At 69.8% G+C, this 20,943-nt stretch carries 7 protein-coding genes; 6 read left to right on the forward strand and 1 reads right to left on the reverse strand.

Features of this window, described 5'->3' with window-relative positions; all coding sequences use genetic code 11:
* Positions 1–22: 22 nt before the first annotated feature.
* Complete coding sequence (locus A5659_RS23860) at positions 23–1,687, reverse strand: (2,3-dihydroxybenzoyl)adenylate synthase (RefSeq protein ID WP_067184723.1); 1,665 nt, start codon at positions 1,685–1,687, stop codon at positions 23–25.
* Positions 1,688–1,793: 106 nt separating this feature from the next.
* Between A5659_RS23860 and A5659_RS23865 the strand changes: the two genes are divergently transcribed.
* The 6 genes from A5659_RS23865 to A5659_RS23890 all read left to right on the forward strand — a co-directional run.
* On the forward strand, positions 1,794–5,297 hold the full coding sequence (locus tag A5659_RS23865; RefSeq protein WP_067184725.1) for a non-ribosomal peptide synthetase: 3,504 nt from the start codon (positions 1,794–1,796) through the stop codon (positions 5,295–5,297).
* 8 nt (positions 5,298–5,305) lie between these two features.
* Positions 5,306–6,067 carry a thioesterase II family protein gene (locus A5659_RS23870; protein ID WP_067184727.1) on the forward strand — a complete coding sequence of 254 codons (762 nt, stop codon included), beginning with the start codon at positions 5,306–5,308 and terminating at the stop codon, positions 6,065–6,067.
* Positions 6,064–7,404 carry a polyketide synthase gene (locus tag A5659_RS23875; protein ID WP_369829400.1) on the forward strand — a complete coding sequence of 447 codons (1,341 nt, stop codon included), beginning with the start codon at positions 6,064–6,066 and terminating at the stop codon, positions 7,402–7,404. The genes A5659_RS23870 and A5659_RS23875 overlap by 4 nt, the downstream gene beginning before the upstream one ends.
* Entirely contained in the window at positions 7,404–10,451 is a 3,048-nt protein-coding gene (gene mbtD / locus A5659_RS23880) for a mycobactin polyketide synthase MbtD (protein WP_067184742.1), read from the forward strand. The genes A5659_RS23875 and mbtD overlap by 1 nt, the downstream gene beginning before the upstream one ends.
* A gap of 1 nt (position 10,452) precedes the next feature.
* Positions 10,453–17,034 (forward strand): non-ribosomal peptide synthetase, encoded by a 6,582-nt coding sequence (locus A5659_RS23885; RefSeq protein WP_067184734.1) that lies wholly within the window; start codon positions 10,453–10,455, stop codon positions 17,032–17,034.
* The coding region (locus A5659_RS23890) for a non-ribosomal peptide synthetase (RefSeq protein ID WP_067184739.1) at positions 17,031–20,943 on the forward strand (3,913 nt) is incomplete at its 3' end. The genes A5659_RS23885 and A5659_RS23890, both read left to right, overlap by 4 nt.

The following is a 20,943-nucleotide window of genomic DNA, read 5'->3' on the forward strand; positions in this document are numbered from 1 at the left end:
GGCCACGGGGGCTGGGCCCGCGTCACCGAGGGGCGGGCGCCTGTCGCGACGAAACCTGGCCGGCGATCGCCTTCTTGTCGATCTTGCCGATCGGGGTGGTGGGCAGGGACGTCATCGCCACCAAGACGTCGGGGCGGGCGTGCGCGGCCACACCGCGCTCGTCGAGGTAGCCGTTCAATTCCGCCAGCGACAGTTCAGGGCCGTCGAAAACCACGGCCGCACAGATCTTCTCGCCCAGGTAAGGGTCGGGCAGCGCGACGGCGGCGGCCGAGAAGATCGTCGGATGGCTGTGCAGCTGCTCCTCCAGGTCCGCCGCCGAAATGGTCTCTCCGCCACGGCAAATCACGTCCTTGACCCGACCGTTCACCACCAGATAGCCGTCGTTGCGCAGCCGCACCACGTCACCGCTGCGGAAGAACCCTTGCGCGTCGAAGCTGCGTTCGTTGTCGCGCTCGGCCCGAAAGTAGCCGTTGAACGTGTACGGTCCGCGGACCAGTAGTTCGCCCTCCTCGCCCGGCGGCACCGGGTTGCCCTCCGCATCGACGACGCGCAGTTCGTCGGCCGGACACAATGGCCGGCCCTGGGTGTGTTCGGTGAGTTCCGGGGGATCGTCGAGCCGGGTGTAGTTCAGCAGCCCCTCGGCCATCCCGAACACCTGCTGCAGGGCCGGGGTCAATGCGCTGCGCACCAAGCGGGCATCCTCGGCTTCCAGCTTGGCGCCGCCAACCTGTAAGAGCCGCAGCGTCTTTGGTGTCACTGGTTCCCAGTCGCAAGCTTGCGCCCACAACTTGGCCAACGCCGGCACCAGGGCGGTCACCGTGACACGGTGGCGTTCGATGGCGGCAAAGGCCGCCTCCGGGCTGGGGTCGGTGCCGAAAACGGTGGTGGCGCCGACCGTCATCGCACCGAGCAGACCCGGACAGGCAAGCGGGAAGTTGTGCCCGGCGGACAGCACCGCCAAATACACGTCGTCGCGGGTGAGCCCGCAGAGTTCGGCGCTGGCCTTCGCGTTGAAGACATAGTCGTCATGGGTGCGGGGGATGAGCTTGGGCGTGCCGGTGGTGCCGCCCGAAACCAACAGCAGGGCAGGCGATCCCGGATCGGGTGCCGATGGCCGCGCGCCGGTGGTCGTCCCATCGCGCAGTTGGGTCCACGAGGTGAACGGTCCCGGGTCGCCGTCGACGATGACGTGCCTGAGCGCGCCGTGCCGCTCGACGAGGCCCTGCGCCATGGTCCGGTAGTCGAATCCGCCTGCGGTGTCGGCGATCAGCAACCCGGTGGCCTCGCTGACCGCGGCAAAATGTCCCAGTTCGGTGGCCCGGTGACCGGGCAGGCACATCACCGGTATCGCCCCGGCCCGCAGCAGCCCGAACAGCGCCACCGCGAACTGACAGCCGTTCGGCAATTGCAGCAATACCCGATCGCCCGGCGCGATACCCGCGCCGCACAGTCCATCGGCCGCGCGGTTAGCCTGGTCGTCCAGGTCCGCATAACTGAGGCCGGTGTCGCTCACGGCGTCGATGACGGCGACTCGGTCGGGCCATTGCTGGGCCGCATCGGTCAGGATCGTGTCCAGGGGCCGCCCCGCCCAGTAGCCGGCCGCCCGATAGGCGGCGCTCCGATCGGCGGGGAAGGGCACGAACCCGTCGAGGACTCCGGCCGGCGGCTGCGGTGTGTTCGGGCTCATGGCTCCTTCAGCGGGGGCTTCGGACGGGGCTAGTAGCGGGGACGCAGGGAGTAAGGATAGGGTAACCAAAAATTTAGGGCAGCCTGTGCTAATTCAGGGAGGGTCTGTGGTGCACGCCTCGGCACGCTCGGAGGGCATCCGGGCGGAGGTGGCCGAACTGCTCGGCGTCAACGTCGATGCAGTTCAGCCGGGTGACAACCTCATCAGCCAGGGCCTGGACTCGATCCGGATCATGACGTTGGCCGGCCGGTGGCGCCGCCGGGGCGTCGCCATCGACTTCGCCACCCTGGCCGAGCAGCCGACGATCGACGCCTGGGCCCGGCTGGTCGCCGCCGACGGGCACGGCGCCGACCAGCAGACCGTTCCCGCCGAGGCGGCCCGGAGCGCTGAGCCGTCGGCCGAGGACGAGCCGTTTGCCCTGGCCCCGATGCAGCACGCGATGTGGGTGGGCCGCCAGGACCACCAGCAGCTCGGTGGCGTCGCCGGGCACCTCTACGTCGAATTCGACGGTGGCCCGATCGATCCGGAGCGGCTGCGCGCGGCGGCCACCGCGCTGGCACGTCGCCATCCGATGCTGCGGGTGCGGTTCCTGCCCGACGGCACGCAACACATCCCCCCGGCCGACCAGAGCGGCGCCTTCCCGGTCGAGGTCGAGGACCTGCGCCAGCTGAGCACCGACGAGGTCGAGCGGCGGCTCGCCGACATCCGCGACGCGAAATCGCACCAGCAGCTCGACGGCGCGGTGTTCGAACTGGCGGTGACGCTGTTGCCGTGCGGGCGGTCCCGGCTGCATGTCGATTTGGACATGCAGGCCGCCGACGCGATGAGCTATCGGACCCTGATGGGCGACCTGGCGGCCCTCTACGGCGGCCGCGACCTCCCCGAGCTGAGCTACACCTATCGGCAGTACCGCCAAGCCATCGAGGCCGAAGAGGCGCAGCCGCAACCGGCCCGCGACGCCGACCGGGACTGGTGGGCGCAGCGTCTGCCGGAGCTGCCCGACCCGCCGGCGTTGCCGTCCATCGGTGGCCGCGGCTCCAAGCAGAGCACGCGCCGTTGGTACTGGCTGGACCCGCAAACCCGCGATGCGCTGTTCGCCCGCGCCCAGGCGCGCGGCATCACTCCGGCCATGGCCCTGGCCGCGGGATTCGCCAATACCCTGGCGCGCTGGTCGACCACGTCGCGCTTTTTGCTGAACGTCCCACTGTTCGGGCGGCAGCCCCTGCACCCCGACGTCGACTCGTTGGTCGGTGACTTCACCTCCTCGCTGCTGCTCGATGTCGATCTCGCCGGCGCCCACACCGCGGCGGCGCGGGCCCAGGCCGTGCAGGGCGCGATGCGCACGGCCGCCGCCCATTCCGCCTATCCGGGACTGTCGGTGCTGCGCGACCTCAGCCGTCATCGCGGCACTCAGGTGCTCGCCCCGGTGGTATTCACCAGCGCGCTGGGACTCGGCGAACTGTTCAGCCGCGAGGTGACGGACCGATTCGGCACACCGGGATGGATCATCTCCCAGGGGCCGCAGGTGCTGCTGGACGCGCAGGTCACCGAATTCGACGGCGGCGTCCTGGTGAATTGGGATGTGCGCGAAGGCATGTTCCCCCCGGGCGTCATCGACGCCATGTTCGCCTACCACATCGACGAGCTGCTGCGGCTGGCCTGCGCCGACGACGCGTGGGAGGCGCCGGGCCCGCCGGCACTGCCCCAGGCGCAGCGCGCGGTGCGCGAGGCGGCCAACGCCCGCACTGCGAAACCCAGCGGAGAAGCCTTGCACGACGGGTTCTTCCGGCAGGCCGAGCGGCAGCCCGACGCCCCGGCGGTGTTCGCCAGCACCGGTGACCTCAGCTATGCACAACTGCGCGACCAGGCGCTGGCGGTGGCCGCGGCGCTGCGCGCCGCCGGGGTGGCCACCGGCGAGACCATCGCGATCATGGGGCCCAAAACCGCCGAGCAGATTCCGGCCTTGCTGGGCATCCTGTCCGTCGGTGCCGTCTACCTGCCGATCGGCGCCGACCAGCCGCGCGATCGCGCCGAGCGCATCCTCGAAACCGGTGCGGTGAGGCTGGCCCTCGCCTGCGGCGGACGACCGCTGTCCGTGCCGGTGCCAGAACTGGTGCTGGCCGATATCCTTCGCGAGGCACCTGCGAGCGCCGAGATTACTTCAGCGAGAATCGATCCCGCCGCGCTCGCCTACGTGTTGTTCACGTCGGGCTCCACCGGCGAGCCCAAGGGCGTCGAGGTCACCCACGACGCGGCGATGAACACCGTGGAATTCATCGGCCGCCACTTCGAGATCGGCCCCGCGGATCGATGCCTGGCGCTGTCGACCCTGGAGGGCGACATCTCGGTGATGGACGTCTTCGTCACCCTGCGCACGGGCGGTTCCCTCGTGGTGGTCGACGAAGCGCAGCGACGCGATCCCGACGCCTGGGCCCGGCTCATCGAGACTCACCAGATCACCGTGCTGCACTTCATGCCCGGCTGGCTGGAGATGCTCGTCGAAGTCGGCCGCGGGCGGCTGTCCTCGGTGCGGGTGATCCCGACCGGCGGCGACTGGGTGCGGCCCGAGGTGGTGCGCCGCCTCCAGGCCGAAGCGCCCGACCTGCGCTTCGCCGGCCTCGGCGGTGCGACCGAAACCCCGGTGCACAACAGCATTTTCGAGGTGACCGAAGCGATTCCGGAGGATTGGACGGCCTTGCCGTTCGGCGTCCCGCTTCCCAACAACGCCTGCCGTGTCGTCGATGACACCGGGGCCGACTGCCCGGACTGGGTGCCCGGCGAATACTGGGTGTCCGGACGCGGCATCGCGCGCGGCTACCGCGGCCGTCCCGATCTCACCGCCGAACGCTTCGTCGAGCACGACGGCCGAATCTGGTACCGCACCGGCGATTTGGTGCGGTACTGGCCGGACGGCACCCTCGAATTCGTGGGCCGCGCCGACCACCGGGTCAAGATCAGCGGCTATCGCGTCGAGTTGGGCGAGGTCGAGACCGCGCTGCGGCGCGTGCCCGGGGTGCGCACGGCGGTGGCCGCCCTGATCGCGGTGTCCGGCGAATCCGACGTGCTGGCCGCCCAAGTGTGCACCGACGACGCCGCCCTGACCGCCGAGCGAATCCGGCAGCGTCTCGCTGACCTCGTGCCCGCACACATGGTTCCGCGCCACATCGCGGTGGTGGAGCGGATCGGGTTCACCGACGCCGGAAAGCTCAACCGCCGGGCCGTGGCACGCGAGTTGGAAGCCGCTGTGGCGCAATCGCAGCGGCCGGGCCACCGGGCGCCGTCGACGCCATTGGAAACCGCGCTGGCACTGATCGTCGGCGAGCTGCTCGGCCGGGAACACATCGGGGTCGACGACGACTTCTTCGCCCTCGGCGGCGATTCGGTGCTCGCCACCCAGGCGGTGGCGAGAATCCGGGCCTGGCTGGATGCGCCGGACATCATGGTCGCCGACCTCTTCGCCAATCGAACCGTGTCGACGCTGGCCGCGGTGCTCAGTGCCGGCGAGGACGACCCCGGCCGGCTCGACCAGGTCGCCGAGCTCTATCTGGAGGTTATCGGCATGGACGCCGAATCGGTTCTGGCGGCCTCTCAGCAACCCGCGAAATCGTAGATTGCGCAATGACATTGACTAATCTGATCACCGTGTCTGCCACGTTCCCGTCCTGGATCAAACTGACCCCGGGCCGCAACAACGGGTCGTCCACCGGAGCCACCGTGGTGTTTCCGCACGCCGGCGCGGCCGCCGCAAGCTATCGGGTGCTGGCGGCGGCGCTGGCCGCCGGCGGCGACACCTACATCGTGCAGTACCCGCAACGCGCCGACCGCCTCAGCGAGCCCGGCCACCACAGCGTGCACGACCTGGCCGCCAGCCTCTTCCAAGCGGCGCCGTGGTCCAGCGTCGCGCCGCTGAAGTTGTTCGGGCACAGCATGGGTGCCGTCGTCGCCTTCGAGTTCGCCCGGGTCGCCGAGACGCACGGCACGGCCGTGCAAAAGCTGTGGGTGTCGGCCGGCCCGCCACCGTGCGTCGTCGCCGACATGCCCGAACTGCCGACCAGTGATGACGGGCTGCTGGCCGATATCGCGGATCTGGGCGGTACCGACCCCGAACTGCTTGCCGACGAAGAGTTCTCCGAACTGCTGACCACCGCGGTGCGCGCCGACTATCAGGCCTTCAACGGTTACGACCCCAGCCCCGACGTCCGCATCGGCGCCGACATTCACGTGCTGGGCGGCCATGACGACCACCGCATCGCCACCGGCGTGCTGCGGCAGTGGGAAAGGCACACCGCCGGATCCTTCGCCCTGTCGTTGTACGACGGCGGGCACTTCTACGTCTACGACCACGTCGAAGCGATCGCCGCGCAGGTGAATGCCGGGTGATGCCAATGTCTGACGAGGGGTTCGGCTCGGGCCGCGGCGCCGAGTATGCCGACCCGGTCGTGATCGTGGGAATGGGTGTGGAGGCACCCGGGGGCATCGAAACCGCCGAGGCCTACTGGGATCTGCTGGCCCACGGCCGTGAGGCGCTGGGCCCGTTTCCCACCGACCGCGGTTGGGCGGTGCCAGAACTGCTCGCCGGCTCGCGCCGCAGCGGCTTCAAAGAGATCCATGACCGCGGCGGATTCCTCACCGGGGCAACCACATTCGATCCGGAGTTCTTCGGGATCTCGCCCCGCGAGGCCGTCGTGATGGATCCGCAGCAACGGGTGGCGCTTCGGGTGGCCTGGCGGGCGTGCGAGAACAGCGGCATCAATCCCGACGAGCTGGCCGGTCACGATGTGGGCTGCTTCGTCGGCGCCTCGGCCACCGGGTACGGACCCGACATGGCCCAATTCTCCGAACACAGCGGTCATCTGCTCGCCGGGACCGCGCTCAGCGTGATCTCGGGTCGCATCGCCTACACGCTGGGATTGGCCGGGCCGGCGCTGACCTTGGATTCCTCGTGCGCGTCGGCGCTGGTGGCCTTCCACGTCGCGGTGCGCTCACTACAGAACGACGACTGCGATCTGGCCCTCGCGGGCGGGGTCAACGTGCTGGGCTCACCGGGCTTTTTCGTCGAGTTCTCCAAGCAACACGCGCTCTCCGACGACGGATACTGCCGCCCCTACAGCGCGCAGGCCAGCGGGACCGTGTGGGCCGAGGGCGCGGCGATGTTTGTGCTGCAACGCAAATCGGCCGCCCTGCGTGCCGGCCGGCGGATCGTCGCCGAGGTGCGGGCCACCGCCATGAATCAGGACGGGCGCAGCGCCGGTCTGAGCGCGCCCAGCGGCGAGGCCCAGGTCCGGCTGTTCCAGCGGGCCATCAGCCAGGCCGGGATCAAGCCCGCCGAGTTGGGGATGATCGAGGGGCACGGCACGGGGACCCGCCTGGGCGACCGAACCGAGCTGCGCTCGCTGGCCCAGACCTACGGCGACACCGAGCCCGGCGCCGGAGCATTGCTGGGTTCGGTCAAATCCAACGTCGGTCACTCGTTGGCCGCCGCCGGCGCGCTGGGTCTGGCCAAGGTGCTGGTCTCCGCCGAGCACGGCGCCGTCCCACCCACCCTGCACGCCGGCGACGCCAGCCCCGAAATCGAATGGGACAAGCAAGGACTGCGGTTGGCCCAGACCTTGACACCGTGGCCGGCCGTCGACGGGCAGCGCACCGCCGCGGCGTCCGCGTTCGGCATCGCCGGCACCAACGCGCACCTGATCGTCTCCGTCCCCGAGGTCGCATGATGCTCACCCATGGCCTGCCGGACGGGCGTATCCCGGTGCTGCTGAGCGCCCATGATCCAGAGCTGATCCGCCGCGACGCCGCCGCGATCGCCGATTACCTTGGCCGCGTCCCGGACTCGGCGGATCTGACCGCCGCGGTCGCTTCCACCCTGCTGCGGCTGCGGAGGTTGCGACGGCACCGCGCGGTGGTGCGCGCGGCACACAGCACCGAGCTCGTCGCGGGTCTGTCCGCGATCGCCAACGGCGAGGAGCACGAGCTGGTCTCGTACTCCGCAAGGACGACACCGCCGCGGGTCGCGTTCGTGTTTCCCGGCCAGGGCAATCAATGGCAGGCGATGGGAGCCGGCGCCTACCAACGGTTACCGGCCTACCGCGAGGCCGCCGACCGATGCGCGCAAGCATTCGCTTCCGCCGGATTCGCTTCTCCGCTGCCGTATCTGGTGGGCGACGAACCGCGCAACTGGTCGCGCCCCGAGATCCAGGGCGCGCAGTTCACCCACGCGGTGAGCCTGGCCGAGGCATGGCGGTCCCGCGGGGTCCTGCCCGACATCACCATCGGTCACAGCCTCGGTGAGGTGGCGGCGGCCTATGTGGCGGAGGCGATAGGGCTGCCCGACGCGGTCGCTTTGGTGGTTGCTCGCGCGACCGTGGTCGACCAGCTCACCGGCCACTACGCAATGGCGGTGCTGGGCACCGGGCTGGACATCGCGGAGTCGTTGCTCGCGGAAACGCCGGGCTGGCTGGAAGTTTCGGCGGTCAACGGCCCGTCGTCGACCGTGGTCGCCGGTGACCATGACGCGGTGGCCGCCGCGGTCGCACTGGCCCAACGGCGCGGCATCTTCAGCCAGCAACTGTCCGTCGACTATCCCGGACACACCAGTGCGCTCCGACCGTTGCGTTCGAGCCTGGCCGAGCTGACACCGAAGTCGACCTTCCGGGATGCCCCGGTGCGGTTCATCGGATCCACGCTGGGGACCGAGCTGGGGGAGGCGACCGACTTCTCCGACTATTGGTATGAAAACCTTTGCGGCACCGTACGATTCGACCTGGCCGTGCAATATGCCCGCGGTTGTGGGGCCGACGCGTTCGTTGAGCTCTCGGCGCACCCCTCCTTGCTGTACCCGCTGGGCGACATCGTCGACGACGAGTCGGCCGTCATCGTCGGCTCGGGTCATCGCGACCGGTCCATCACCGATTCGCTGTCGGCGAGCATCACCGCACTCGCGGCCGCCGACCCCGGCTGCCGGTGGGCCGACGCGATCCCGACGGCCGATCTGCCCGCGCTGCGCGGCTTCCCCAACGCGCCGATGCGTGCGGTGCACCTGTGGGCGGCGCCGCAACGGGTGACCGAAGCGGCGCCGGCGCCGGCGCTCACCGTGGCCGTCGAGGACTGGCAGCCGGTCACGGCGCCCGTCACACCCGGCGCAAGCAGCCTCGACATCGCCTTCGTCGGTGCGGGCACCCTGACGCAGCGGCTGCTCGAAACCGTTGCCGCGCATGGTGCTTGCCGAGCGGTGCCAGCGGACGAGGCGGAAATCCTTGTGATCGCCGCCCCGGGACTCGACCCGCTCGACCCCGCCTCCGCAATCGAGCGGATCGCAGGCCGCCCCGACGCGGGCCTACCGGACTACCCCGCACTCATCGGCCCCCAGTGCCGGACCGTCTGGTTGCTCACCGCCGGTGCCGAACACGTCGACCGCGATGACGCCAATGTGTCTCCCGCACAGGCGGCGCTGGCGGCGATGCATCGCAGCATCGGCTTCGAATTCCCGGACCAGGCATTCGGGCACCTGGACCTCGAACACCGCGATCCCGACCCCGCAACGGCACGGCTCGCCATCGACGTGCTGCTGGATGAGGTGGCCGAGGTCGCCGTGCGCGGCGCCGGATCGCCGCGACGCCACGTCCGCACGTTCCGTGCGTGCCGCCAATCGGCGACCCCGCGCCCGCTCGATACCGCCGCCTTGGACGACGTGGTGATCACCGGCGGCAGCGGAGCGATCGGCCTGCAGTACGCGCGGTATTGCCTGGAACGCGGCGCCCGGACCGTCACCTTGCTGAGCCGCCACGGTGTTGATCCGACGGTGCTGCGCGAGCTCGTGGGCCAGTATGACGCCAAAGTCCGCGCCCCCCAATGCGATATCACCGATAGGGAAGCCCTGGCCGCCGTCGCCGCCGAATATGCGGGTTCGGGCGCGTCACTGCTGATCCACACCGCGGGCATCGCTCAGGCCCGCTCACGATCGGATCTCAGCGGCGCTGACGTTGCGGCGGTGTGCGCGGCCAAAGTCCGCGGACTGGCCTTGCTGGCCGACGTGTGGCCGCTGCGCCCGGACTGCCGGATCCTGGCCTGCTCGTCGGTATTCGGGGTCTGGGGCGGGCACCACCACGCGGCCTACGCGGCATCCAACCGGATGCTCGACGTGTTGGCCGCCCAGTTGCGCGCCGCCGGCCGCGACTGCACGGCGATCCGCTGGGGCCTGTGGCAGGGCGCCGGGGTCGTGGTGGGCACCGAGATCACGCGCACCGAGCGTTCCGGTCTGGTGGCGATGGACCCGCAGCGGGCGATCGAGGCCAGCCTGTACGGCTACGACGGCGATCCGCTGATCTTCGACGCCGACTTCGAGCGGCTTCAGGTGTTCTTCGAAAGCCAGGGCATGCCAATGCCGTTCAGTGATGCACGCACCGGCGAGGGCGAGGAAACCGACACCTCGGCTGAGAAGCCGCTCGCCGACATCGTGCGGGCCGAGCTGGCGGCGACGCTTCACCTGGGTGATTCGCTGTCGATCGACCCGGGCGCCTCGCTGATCGACCTGGGTGTGGACTCCTTGCTCGCACTCGATTTACGCAAACGGCTGCGCCGGACGGTGGGGAACTCGGTTCCGGTGTCCCGCATGCTCGGCGGCATCACGGTGACCGAGCTGATCGACGCGCTGCGTGCCGACCCGACCGGCGCGCCCGCGGCGAAGCCGTCATTCGAGCGCGCCGGCGCCGCCAACGGTGCGCACCACTCAACGCTCGCGATGCTAGAAAGGTTGGACTCCTAGCGTGACTAACACCACCGGCGTCAGCACCCGGCTCGACGACGAACGCCTGGAACTGCTGCGCCGCAAGCTGACCGAACGCGGCCTGGCCAGGACGGCGGGCGCGGCGCCCGCGTCGGCCGACGACGGGCCGCGCATGTCGGTCGGCCAGCACCGGATGTGGTTCGTGCAGTCAGTCGATCCTGACAGCGCGCTGCTCAACATCTGCGTCTCCTACCGCCTGTCCGGCACCGTCGACATCGCACAGCTGCATCGTGCGGTCGACGCCGTCGCCGCGCGACACCCGGTGCTGCACACGACGTATGCCAGCGACGCCGAGGGCGATCCGCATCCGGTGACTCGCGAGGACCTGCGGCCCGAGTGGGCCGAACACGACCTGGCCGGGCTGACCGACCAGGCGCGCCGGCTGCGGCTGGACGTGTTGGCGCAGCGCGACTTTCGCCGCCCATTCGACCTGAGCAAGGATTCGCCGCTGCGGGTCACGGTGGCGCGGCTGGCCGACGACGAGCTGATGCTGCTGATCACCGCGCATCACATCGCCTGGGACGACGGCTCGTGGGCACCGTTCTTCGCGGATCTGACTCGCGCCTACACCGACCCCGATGCCTTCGCCGATGGGCAGGTCCGCCCGGGCATCTCGGTGGATGCGGCCGCCGTTCGTCAGGCGGATCTGGACTACTGGCGCCCGCTGATGGCCGACCTGCCGGAGCCACTCGAGCTTCCCGGGCCCAACGGTTCGGTCGTGCCCACGACCTGGCGCGCGCAGCGCGCGGTCGCGCAATTGTCGCCCGACACCGTCGACCGGGCCGCGGCGTTGGCCCGCGACACGGGTGCCACCCCGTACATGGTGTTGATGGCGGCCTTCGCCGCCCTGGTGCACCGCTACACCCAGTCGACCGACTTCCTGGTGGCCGCCCCGGTGCTCAACCGCGGCGTGGGCACCGAGGATGTCATCGGCTACCACGGCAACACGGTGGTGATCCGGCTGCGCCCGCAGCCGCACCAGACGTTCCGTGAGCTGCTGAGCCAAACCCGTGACGGCGCGGTGGGCGCCTTCGCTCATTCGCGCGCCGACCTGGATTGGCTGGTCCGCGAGTCGAATCCCGATCGCCGGCATGGCGCCGACCGGATGACCCGGGTGAGCTTCGGGCAGCGGGAGCCCGATGGCCGCGGCTTCTGCCCGCCGGGCGTGCGTTGCGAACGCGGTGAATTGCGCGGCCATTTCAACCAATTGCCGTTGAGCCTGATGGTCGAGCTGGACCGGACACCCGACGGCGCCGGCGGTGGCGTGATCGAGGCGGAATACCTCGTCGAGGTGATGGACCAGCAGTTGGTCGAGCAATTGCTACGCCACTACGCCGCCCTGCTGGATGGCGTGCTGTCCGACCCCGACGTGAAGCTGTCGGCGTGCGCGCTGATGGGTGCCGAAGACGCCGAGTGGCTGCGCGCGGTGTCGACCGGCGAGGAGTTCGTCACACCGGCCAGCACGTTGCCCGACCTGGTCAGCCGCCGGGCGGGTCTGACGCCGGATGCCGTTGCGGTCGTCTACGAGGGGCGTGCCTACTCCTACCGAGAGATCGACGAAGAGTCGAACCGGTTGGCGCACTGGCTCATCGAGCAGGGGATCGGTACCGAAGACCGCGTCGCGGTGCTGCTGGACAAGTCGCCCGAATTGGTCATCACCGCGCTCGGGGTGCTCAAGGCGGGCGGGGTTTATCTGCCGGTGGATCCCACCTATCCGGAGGACCGGCTGAGCTTCATTCTCGACGACGCGGACGCCAAACTGGTGCTGCGCGAACCGGTTTCCGACGCCGCGCGCTATCCGGGCACCGCGCCCGCGAAGTTGATCCGGCCGCTGAGCCCGCAAAACACCGCCTACCTGATCTACACCTCGGGCTCCACCGGGCTGCCCAAGGGTGTGCCGGTGCCGCACGCGCCAATCGCCGAGTACTTCGTCTGGTTCGGCGACGAATACCGCATCGACGACACCGACCGGCTGCTGCAGGTCGCCTCGCCCAGCTTCGACGTGTCGATGGGCGAGATCTTCGGCACGTTGATCATGGGGGCCCGCTTGGTGATTCCGCGGCCCGACGGGCTGCGCGACATCGGCTATCTCACCGATCTTTTGGCCCGCGAAGGCATCACCTCCATGCACTTCGTGCCGTCGTTGCTGGGGCTCTTCCTGTCCCTGCCGGGCGTCAGCCAGTGGCGGACGCTGCGGCGCGTGCCGATCGGCGGCGAGGCCCTGCCCGGTGAGATCGCCGACAAGTTCCACGCCACCTTCGACGCGTCGCTGTACAACTTCTACGGGCCGACCGAGACCGTGGTGAACTGCACCAGCTACCCGGTGGAAGGCACCCAGGGCACCCGGGTGGTGCCGATCGGCCGACCCAAGATCAACACTCAGGTATATCTGCTCGACAATGCCCTGCAGCCAGTTCCCGTCGGCGTGATCGGTGAGATCTACATCGCCGGAACGCATGTCGCGCACGGATACCATCGCAGGCCCCAGTTGACGGCCGAGCGCTTCGTCGCCGACCCGTTCACGCCGGGCGGGCGGATGTACCGCTCCGGAGACCTGGCCCGCCGCAACGCCCACGGTGACATCGAGTTCGTCGGCCGCGCCGACGAGCAGGTGAAGATCCGCGGCTTCCGCATCGAGTTGGGCGAAATCGCGGCCGCGATCTCGGTGGACCCCAGCGTCGGACAAGCGGTCGTGTTGGCCATGGACCTGCCCCAGCTGGGCAAGAGCCTGGTGGGATACGTGACGCCGGCCCAGGGCGCCGGCACGGAATCGGTTGACGTCGAGCGCATCCGCGCCCGGGTGGCCGCCGCGCTGCCGGACTACATGACCCCGGCCGCCTATGTGGTGCTCGACCAGATTCCGATCACCGCGCATCAGAAGATCGACCGCGCCGCGCTGCCGCAACCACAAATCGCGGCCGCCACCGAATACCGCGACCCGACGACTCCCACCGAACAGCGCGTCGCGCAACTGTTTTCGGGACTGCTCGGACACGACCGGGTGGGCGTCGACGACTCGTTCTTCGATCTGGGCGGCCACTCGCTGGTCGCCACCAAACTGGTGACCGCGATCCGCGCCGAGTGTGGTGTGGAGATCGGCATCCGCGACGTCTTCGAACTCGCCACGGTCGGGGCGTTGGCCGAGCGGATCGACCAGCTGAGTGCCGGCGAGCTGACGCCGTCGCGGCCCAGGCTGATCACCACCGCACACGACGAGCCCATGCCGCTGTCGGCGTCCCAGCTGCGCAGCTGGTTCGCCTACCGCGTGGACGGGCCCAGTCGGGTCAACAACATTCCCTTCGCGGCGAAACTGACCGGGCCGTGGGACATCGGTGCGCTGATCGCCGCCGTCGGCGATGTCGTTGCCCGGCACGAGATCCTGCGCACCAGCTACGTCGAGTTGGACGGTGTGCCCTACCAGGTGGTGGGTCCGGCCAATGTCGAAATCCCGGTGCGCCGCGAGGAGGGGCCCGACGACGCCTGGCTGCAGCAGCAGCTCGACATCGAACGGTGCCATTGCTTCGAGCTGGACGCCGAACTGCCGATCCGGGTCGCGGTGCTGCGCACCGAGAACACCGCGGAACACGTGCTGTCGCTGGTCGTGCACCACATCGCGTCCGACCATTGGTCGGCGGGCGTGCTGTTCTCCGACGTGATGACGGCCTACCGGGCCCGGCGCGGGGGAGAAGCGCCATCCTGGGCCCCGCTTCGGGTGCAGTACGCCGACTACGCGGCGTGGCAGCGCACGTTCCTGGGCGACGCCGGCGGGCAGGAATCCGCGATCTCCGCCGACCAGCGGGAGTACTGGACCCGGCAACTGGCCGGTCTGCCGGAGGACACCGGGCTGCGTCCGGACTTCCCCCGCCAGCCCGTGCCCAGCGGTGCGGGCGAGTCCGTCGACTTCCACATCGACGCGGCGACGCGGGCCAAGCTCGGCGAGCTGTGCCGCGAGCTGGGCATCACCGAATTCATGTTGCTGCAAACGGCCGTCGCCGTGGTGTTACACAAAGCCGGTGGCGGAACCGACATTCCGTTGGGCACCCCGGTCGCGGGTCGCACCGAAGCCGAGTTGGACCAGCTGATCGGATTCTTCGTCAACATCCTGGTGCTGCGCAACGACATGGACGGCAACCCGACGTTGCGCGAACTGCTCAAGCGGGCCCGGGAGACCGCCCTGGCCGCCTACGCCCACCAGGACCTGCCGTTCGACCGTGTCGTCGACAGCGTCAGCCCGGTGCGCTCGTTGTCCCGCAACCCGCTGTTCCAGGTCGTGGTGCACGTGCGGGATCACCTGTCCGCTACCCGGGTCATCGAGACCGCGGCGGCCGGCAGCGGCGAGCAGGACACCGTGTGCACCTCGCTCGACCCCATCTTCGACATGGCGCATGCGGATCTGAGCGTCAACTTCTTCGGCACCGACGGCTCCGGCGACATCGGATACAACTGCAATCTCATCTACCGCACCGAGCTCTACGCCAGGACCACCATCGAGCGGTTGGCCGGATGGCTGACCCGGGCGCTCACCGAGTTTGCCGACGACCTCGATCAGACTTTGCGAGACGTCCAGCTGATCGACGCCGGCGAGCAAGACCGCATCCTGCGCGACTGGAGCCGCGGCGAGCAACCGCCGCACGACCGGCCGCGCACCATCCCGGAATTGCTCGAACCCAGCCGCGCCTGGGGAAGCGACCGGATCGCGGTGCGCTGCGGCGGCGACAGCATCGATTACCCTGCACTGCACCGTAGTTCGGACAATCTGGCCGCCCTGCTCATCAGAAGCGGCGTGGGCCCGGGCACGCTGGTTGGATTGTCGACCCGGCGGAGCATCGATCTGGTGGTGGCGCTGGTGGCCATCATGAAGGCCGGCGCCGGGTACTTCCCCATCGATCCCGGTTATCCGCTGGCGCGAAAGCAATTCATGCTCGACGACGTCGCGCCGCCGGTCGTGATCGCGACCGTCGAAGCGACGGACACCATGCCGCAGGTGCCCGGCGTCGAGCTGATCTCGCTGGACGATCCCCAGGTACGCACCCTGGTCAACAGCGACGACGTCGATCCGCAGGCGAGGAATGCGCGGGCGCCACACCCCGATGACCCGATGTACCTGGTGTTCACTTCCGGGTCCACCGGCAAGCCGAAAGGGGCAGTGGGAACGCATCGTTCGATGGCCGCCCGGCTCGACTGGCAGCTGCGCCACTACCCGCCGCGCACCGACGACGTGCGCCTGGCGCAGGCCTCGATCACCTTCCTCGAAGGCGGCATGGAGATGCTGGCCGGCCTGGCGGCCGGCGCCACCATGATCCTGGCCGACGACGCCGAACACCGCGACCCGGAGGCCCTCGGGGACCTGATGAACCGGTACTCGGTCGCTCAGGTCACCGCGGTGCCCAGCCTGGTCTCGGCCCTGGTGGACAGCCGGCCCGACGCCGTGCGGTCGCTGTCTCGGCTGGTCTGCGGCGGCGAACCGGTGAGCGCGTCGCTGCTGGCGCGGCTGGTGTCGGTGTGCGCCGACGAGTGTGACGGCGGCACCCAGCTGTTGAACAACATCGGTTCCACCGAGACGTCCGGTGCGGTGTCCCGCGGGCCGTTGGCCCCACCGAATCCGCTTGTCGGAAGGCCCGTCCCGGGTGCGCAGGCCTATCTGCTCGACGATGGGCTGCGTCCCGTGCCCGTCGGAGTGGTGGGCGAGCTGTACTACTCCGGTGACCAGCTGGCTCGGGGATATTGGAAACGCCCCGGCCTGACCGCCACCCGTTTTGTCGCCAATCCCTATGGACTCGAGCCGGGTTCGCGGTTGTACCGCAGCGGCGACCTGGCCCGGTGGACCGAGGACGGGCAGCTGGAGTTCGTCGGGCGTTCCGACCACCAGGTGCAGGTGCGTGGTTTCCGCGTCGAGCTGGCCGAGGTCGAGTCGGCCCTGGCGGCCGTCGATGGTGTCGCCGCCGCGGCGGCTCGCACCTGGGAGGTGCACGGCGGCACGTCGCTGGCCGGATATGTTGTGCCGCAACGGCCTATCTCGGATGACGCCGAGAAGGCGGCTTTCGCAGGGGAGGTGCGCGCCGCCATCGCCACGACGCTGCCGGGGTACATGCTGCCGTCGTCGCTGACCGTGCTCGACGCCCTGCCCAAAACCGAATCGGGCAAGCTGAACCGGCCCGGGTTGCCGCGGCCGGCGGTCAGCACCGGCGGTCAGACCGAACCCGCCCGCACCGACACCGAACGGGCGCTGGCCAAGGTGTTCGCCGAACTGCTGTCCACCCCCGAGGTCGGGCGCTTCGACGACTTCTTCGCCCTCGGCGGTGACAGCATCCTGTCCGTGCAGCTCGCCTCGCGGGCGCGGGCCGCCGGCCTGGCCGTGAGCCCGCGGATGATCTTCGAGAATCCGACGGTGCAGCAGCTGGCGGCCGCGCTGGATGCCCTGGGCGACGCGGAATCCGGCATCGAGCAGCAAGAGCCGGCGGCCGATACCCGTTTCGAGCCGATGAGCACCTCCGGGCTGTCGTCCTCGGACCTGGCCGCGGTGACGCAGCTTTGGTCGTCGTCACGCCAAGGCACGACGTGACGGCCGCCAAAACCGATGTCGCGCCCGACATCGAAGACGTCATGGCGCTGAGCCCGCTGCAGGAGGGCTTGTATTCGCTGACCACGCTCGCCGAATTCGCCGATGGCGAAGAGGCGGACGACCCGTACGTCATCGGGATCGCCGCGGACATCTCCGGCGCACTCGACGTCGCACTGCTGCGCGACTGCGCGGAGCAGATGTTGGTGCGCCACCCGAACCTGCGGGCCAGCTTCTTCAGCCGGGGGATCCCGCGACCGGTGCAGATCGTGCCGTCCCGCGTCGAGCTGCCCTGGCGGCTCATCGTCGCCGCGCCGGGGGACGTAGCGGCGCTGGAAATCGGCGAACGGCGGCGACCGTTCGATCTGGAGCACGGGCCGGCCATCCGCTTCCTGCTGATCGAATTGCCCGGCGAGCAATGGCGTTTGGTACTCACCGCCCATCACATCGTGATCGACGGTTGGTCGCTGCCGGTGTTCGTCAACGAGATGATGATGCTGTACCAGGCCGGCGGCGATCCGGCGGCGCTGCCCGCCGCCCCGCGGCCCTACCGCGACTACATCGGCTGGCTGGCGAGCCGCGATTCGGAAGCCAGCCAACGGGTCTGGCGCGAACACCTGGCGGGCCTGCCGGGCCCCACCCTGCTCGCCGCCGCCCTGGGATCCATGGACACGAGCGAGGGCCAGCAACCGGGGCTGCCGCGCACCACCCGACTGCGACTGCCGGCCGAAACCACCGCGCGGCTGGTCGACGACACCCGCTCCCGGGGCGTCACCGTCAACACCCTGATGCAAATGGCCTGGGCGCTGGTGTTGTCGCGGCTCACTGATACGCACGACGTGGTGTTCGGGGTCACGGTGTCCGGCCGTCCCCCCGAACTGACCGGCGTCGAGACCATGGTCGGCTTGTTCATCAATACCGTGCCGCTGCGGGTCCGGCTCGACCCGTCCGCCTCCGCCGGCGACCAGTGCCGCGCCGTGCAGCGCACCGCCGCGCTGCTGCGCGAACACAGCTATCTCGGGCATGCCCAACTTCGCGCCCTCGGCGGCGTCGGGGAGATGTTCGACACCCTGCTGGTCTACGAGAACTTTCCGATGGACGGCCTGACCGCCGGCGGCGAATTGACCGCCGGCGGAGCGACATTCCGGCCGTCCGCGCTGCAGACCCTGTCGCATTTCCCGATCGCCATCGCCGCCCACATGGAAGGCGGCGAGCTGGTGGTGCTGATCGAAGCGATCGACGGAGCGCTGGGGGCGGTTCCCGCCGCCACCTTCGGGCGCCGCGTGCTGACCACCGCCGAGCGACTGCTGCAGGGCTGGGAGCGTCCCCTGCGCGAGGTCAGCGTCCTGCTCGACGATGAGGACGGCCCGCTGGGCGCGACCGCAACGCCGAAACCGGTGGCGCCGTTGAGCATCCACGCCCGCTTCGCCGACGTCGTGGCCAGGACGCCGGACAACCCGGCTATCAGCTGGGCGGGCGGGACGCTGAGCTACCGCGAGCTGAACCGGCACGCCACCCGGCTTGCGGCGCGACTCGCCCGACAGGGCGTCAAGTCCGAAACACCCGTGGCTCTCAAACTTTCGCGAGGGCCGCACTACATCATCGCGCTATTGGCCGTGCTCAAAGCCGGAGGCATGTGCGTGCCGATGGAGCCCGGCATGCCCCCCGAACGGATCGACTCGATCTTGCGCCAATCGGGCGCGTCGATCGTCTTGGACGAAGAGCTGACCGAAAAGCTGCTCGAGGCCGGCGAACCGCACGACGACGACTTCGACGCCGTCGACGTTCCACCCGCGCAGGCCGCCTACGTCGTGTTCACCTCCGGCACGACGGGAGAACCCAAGGGCGTCATCGGAACTCACGGCGCGGTGGGCGCCTACGCCGACGATCATCTGGACCGCGTATTGCGGCCCGCGGCAGCCACACTGGGCCGGCCCCTGCGCATCGCCCACGCATGGTCGTTCGCCTTCGACGCCGCCTGGCAGCCGCTGGTCGGCCTGCTCGACGGGCACGTCGTGCATGTCGTCGACGAGCAGACCCAGACCGATGCCGAGGCGCTGGTCGCGCTGATCGCCGCGCAGGGCATCGACATGATCGACACCACCCCGTCGATGTTTGCCCAGCTGCAGGCGTTCGGTTTGCTCACCGAGGCGCCGCTGACCGTGCTGGCGCTGGGCGGCGAGGCGGTGGGCAGCGCGGCCTGGGCGCGGATCCGCAACACCTGCGACACCACCTCGATGACGGCGCACAACTGCTACGGGCCCACCGAAACCACGGTCGAGGCGGTGGTCGCCACCATCGCCGAGTACGACGAGCCCTCGATCGGACGCCCGACCCGGCACACCCGCGGCTACGTACTGGATTCCGCGCTGCGCCCGGTGCCCTGCGGGGCGACGGGCGAACTGTATCTGGGCGGTGCCCAGCTGGCCCGCGGCTATCTGGGCCGCGCCCCGGAGACCGCGGCACGCTTTGTCGCCGACCCGTTCGCGGCGGCAGAACGGATGTATCGCACCGGCGATTTGGTGCGCCGATTGCCCGACGGCTCACTGCAATACGTGGGACGAGCCGACGCCCAGGTGAAGATTCGCGGCCACCGCGTCGAACCCGGCGAGATCGCGGCCGCCCTCGAATCACATCCGGCCGTGCGGCACGCCGGGGTGCTGGTACGGCAACGCCGAGGCGTTGCGCGGCTCACCGCATACGTCGCGATCGACCCGGCCACCGAAGGGTCCACGGCCGCCGAGTTGCGGAGCATGCTCAGCAACCGGCTGCCGCGCTACATGGTTCCACAGCGCATCATCGTGGTCGACGAGATTCCGTTGACCCCCAACGGAAAACTCGACGAAACGGCATTGGCCGCATTCGACGCCGACGAATCCGAAGCCGGCGCGGCGTCGCCCGAGACGCCCACGGAATCCGCGCTGGCCGAGCTGCTCGCCGAGCTGCTCGGCCAATCGCGCATCGACGTCACCGCCGACTTTTTGCAGCTGGGCCTGGACAGCATCATGGCGTTGTCGGTGGTGCAAGCGGCCCGGGCACGCGGAATTGCGTTGCGCGCCAGGCTCATCCTCGAGTGCGGCAACGTCCGCGAACTGGCCGAAGCGATCGACTCGGAGACCACGGCCGCCGCCCGGCAGGCGGACACCGGTACCGGACCGATGCCGTTGCTGCCCAACGGCCGATGGCTCTACGAGCACGGCGACCCGCGCAGGCTCGCCCAGACCGAAGCCATCCGATTGCCCGAGACGCTGCGCCGCGAACAGCTGGAAGCGGCCCTGGCCGGCATCATCGAGGGCCACGAGGTGCTGCGCACCCGGGTGGACCGCTCCACCATGACCCTGGTACCCAACCCCGGCGCCGATATTCGCAACGCACTCAACGAGGTTGAGGTGAGCGGCGATCTGGCCGCGGCGGTACCGGCCCGCGTCACCGAGGCCGTCGAGCGCGTGGACCCAGAACGCGGAACGCTGCTGTCCGCGGTGTGGCTTCGACCGCCCGCCGGGGAAAGCGTTCTGCTGCTGGCCGCGCACGTCGTCGCGCTGGACCCCGCGTCGTGGCGAGTGATCCTCGGTGAACTCGGCGCCGCGCTGGCGGCCGCGGCCACCGGCCACTCGCCGGCGCCCGTTCGCGAACACACCAGCTATCGCCGCTGGGCCGACGCGCTCACCGCGCGGGCGCGGCGGCTGGACACGGCGCAATTCTGGGCGTCCCAGCTCGACGGCGACGATCCCGACCTCGGTGCCCGGCGGCTGGATCCCCGCAGCGATCGGGCCCGCGATCTGATCGTCCGCAATGCCGTCACCGACGCCGACGTCACCCGCCGGCTGCTGGATTCGGGTCTGCCGTTGCCCACGCTGCTGGTCACCGCCACCGCGGCGACGGTGACCCGCTGGCGCGAGCTGCGCGGCCAGC

It is taken from the genome of Mycobacterium sp. 1165196.3 (genome assembly GCF_001673415.1).
In the GTDB taxonomy this organism is placed as follows: domain Bacteria; phylum Actinomycetota; class Actinomycetes; order Mycobacteriales; family Mycobacteriaceae; genus Mycobacterium; species Mycobacterium europaeum_A.

Excerpts from the sequence above, each read along its gene's own strand:
- mbtD (WP_067184742.1), top strand. The coding sequence starts at position 7,404 with ATGCTCACCCATGGCCTGCCGGACGGGCGTATCCCGGTGCTGCTGAGC.
- A5659_RS23870 (WP_067184727.1), top strand. The coding sequence starts at position 5,306 with ATGACATTGACTAATCTGATCACCGTGTCTGCCACGTTCCCGTCCTGG.
- A5659_RS23860 (WP_067184723.1), bottom strand. The coding sequence starts at position 1,687 with ATGAGCCCGAACACACCGCAGCCGCCGGCCGGAGTCCTCGACGGGTTC.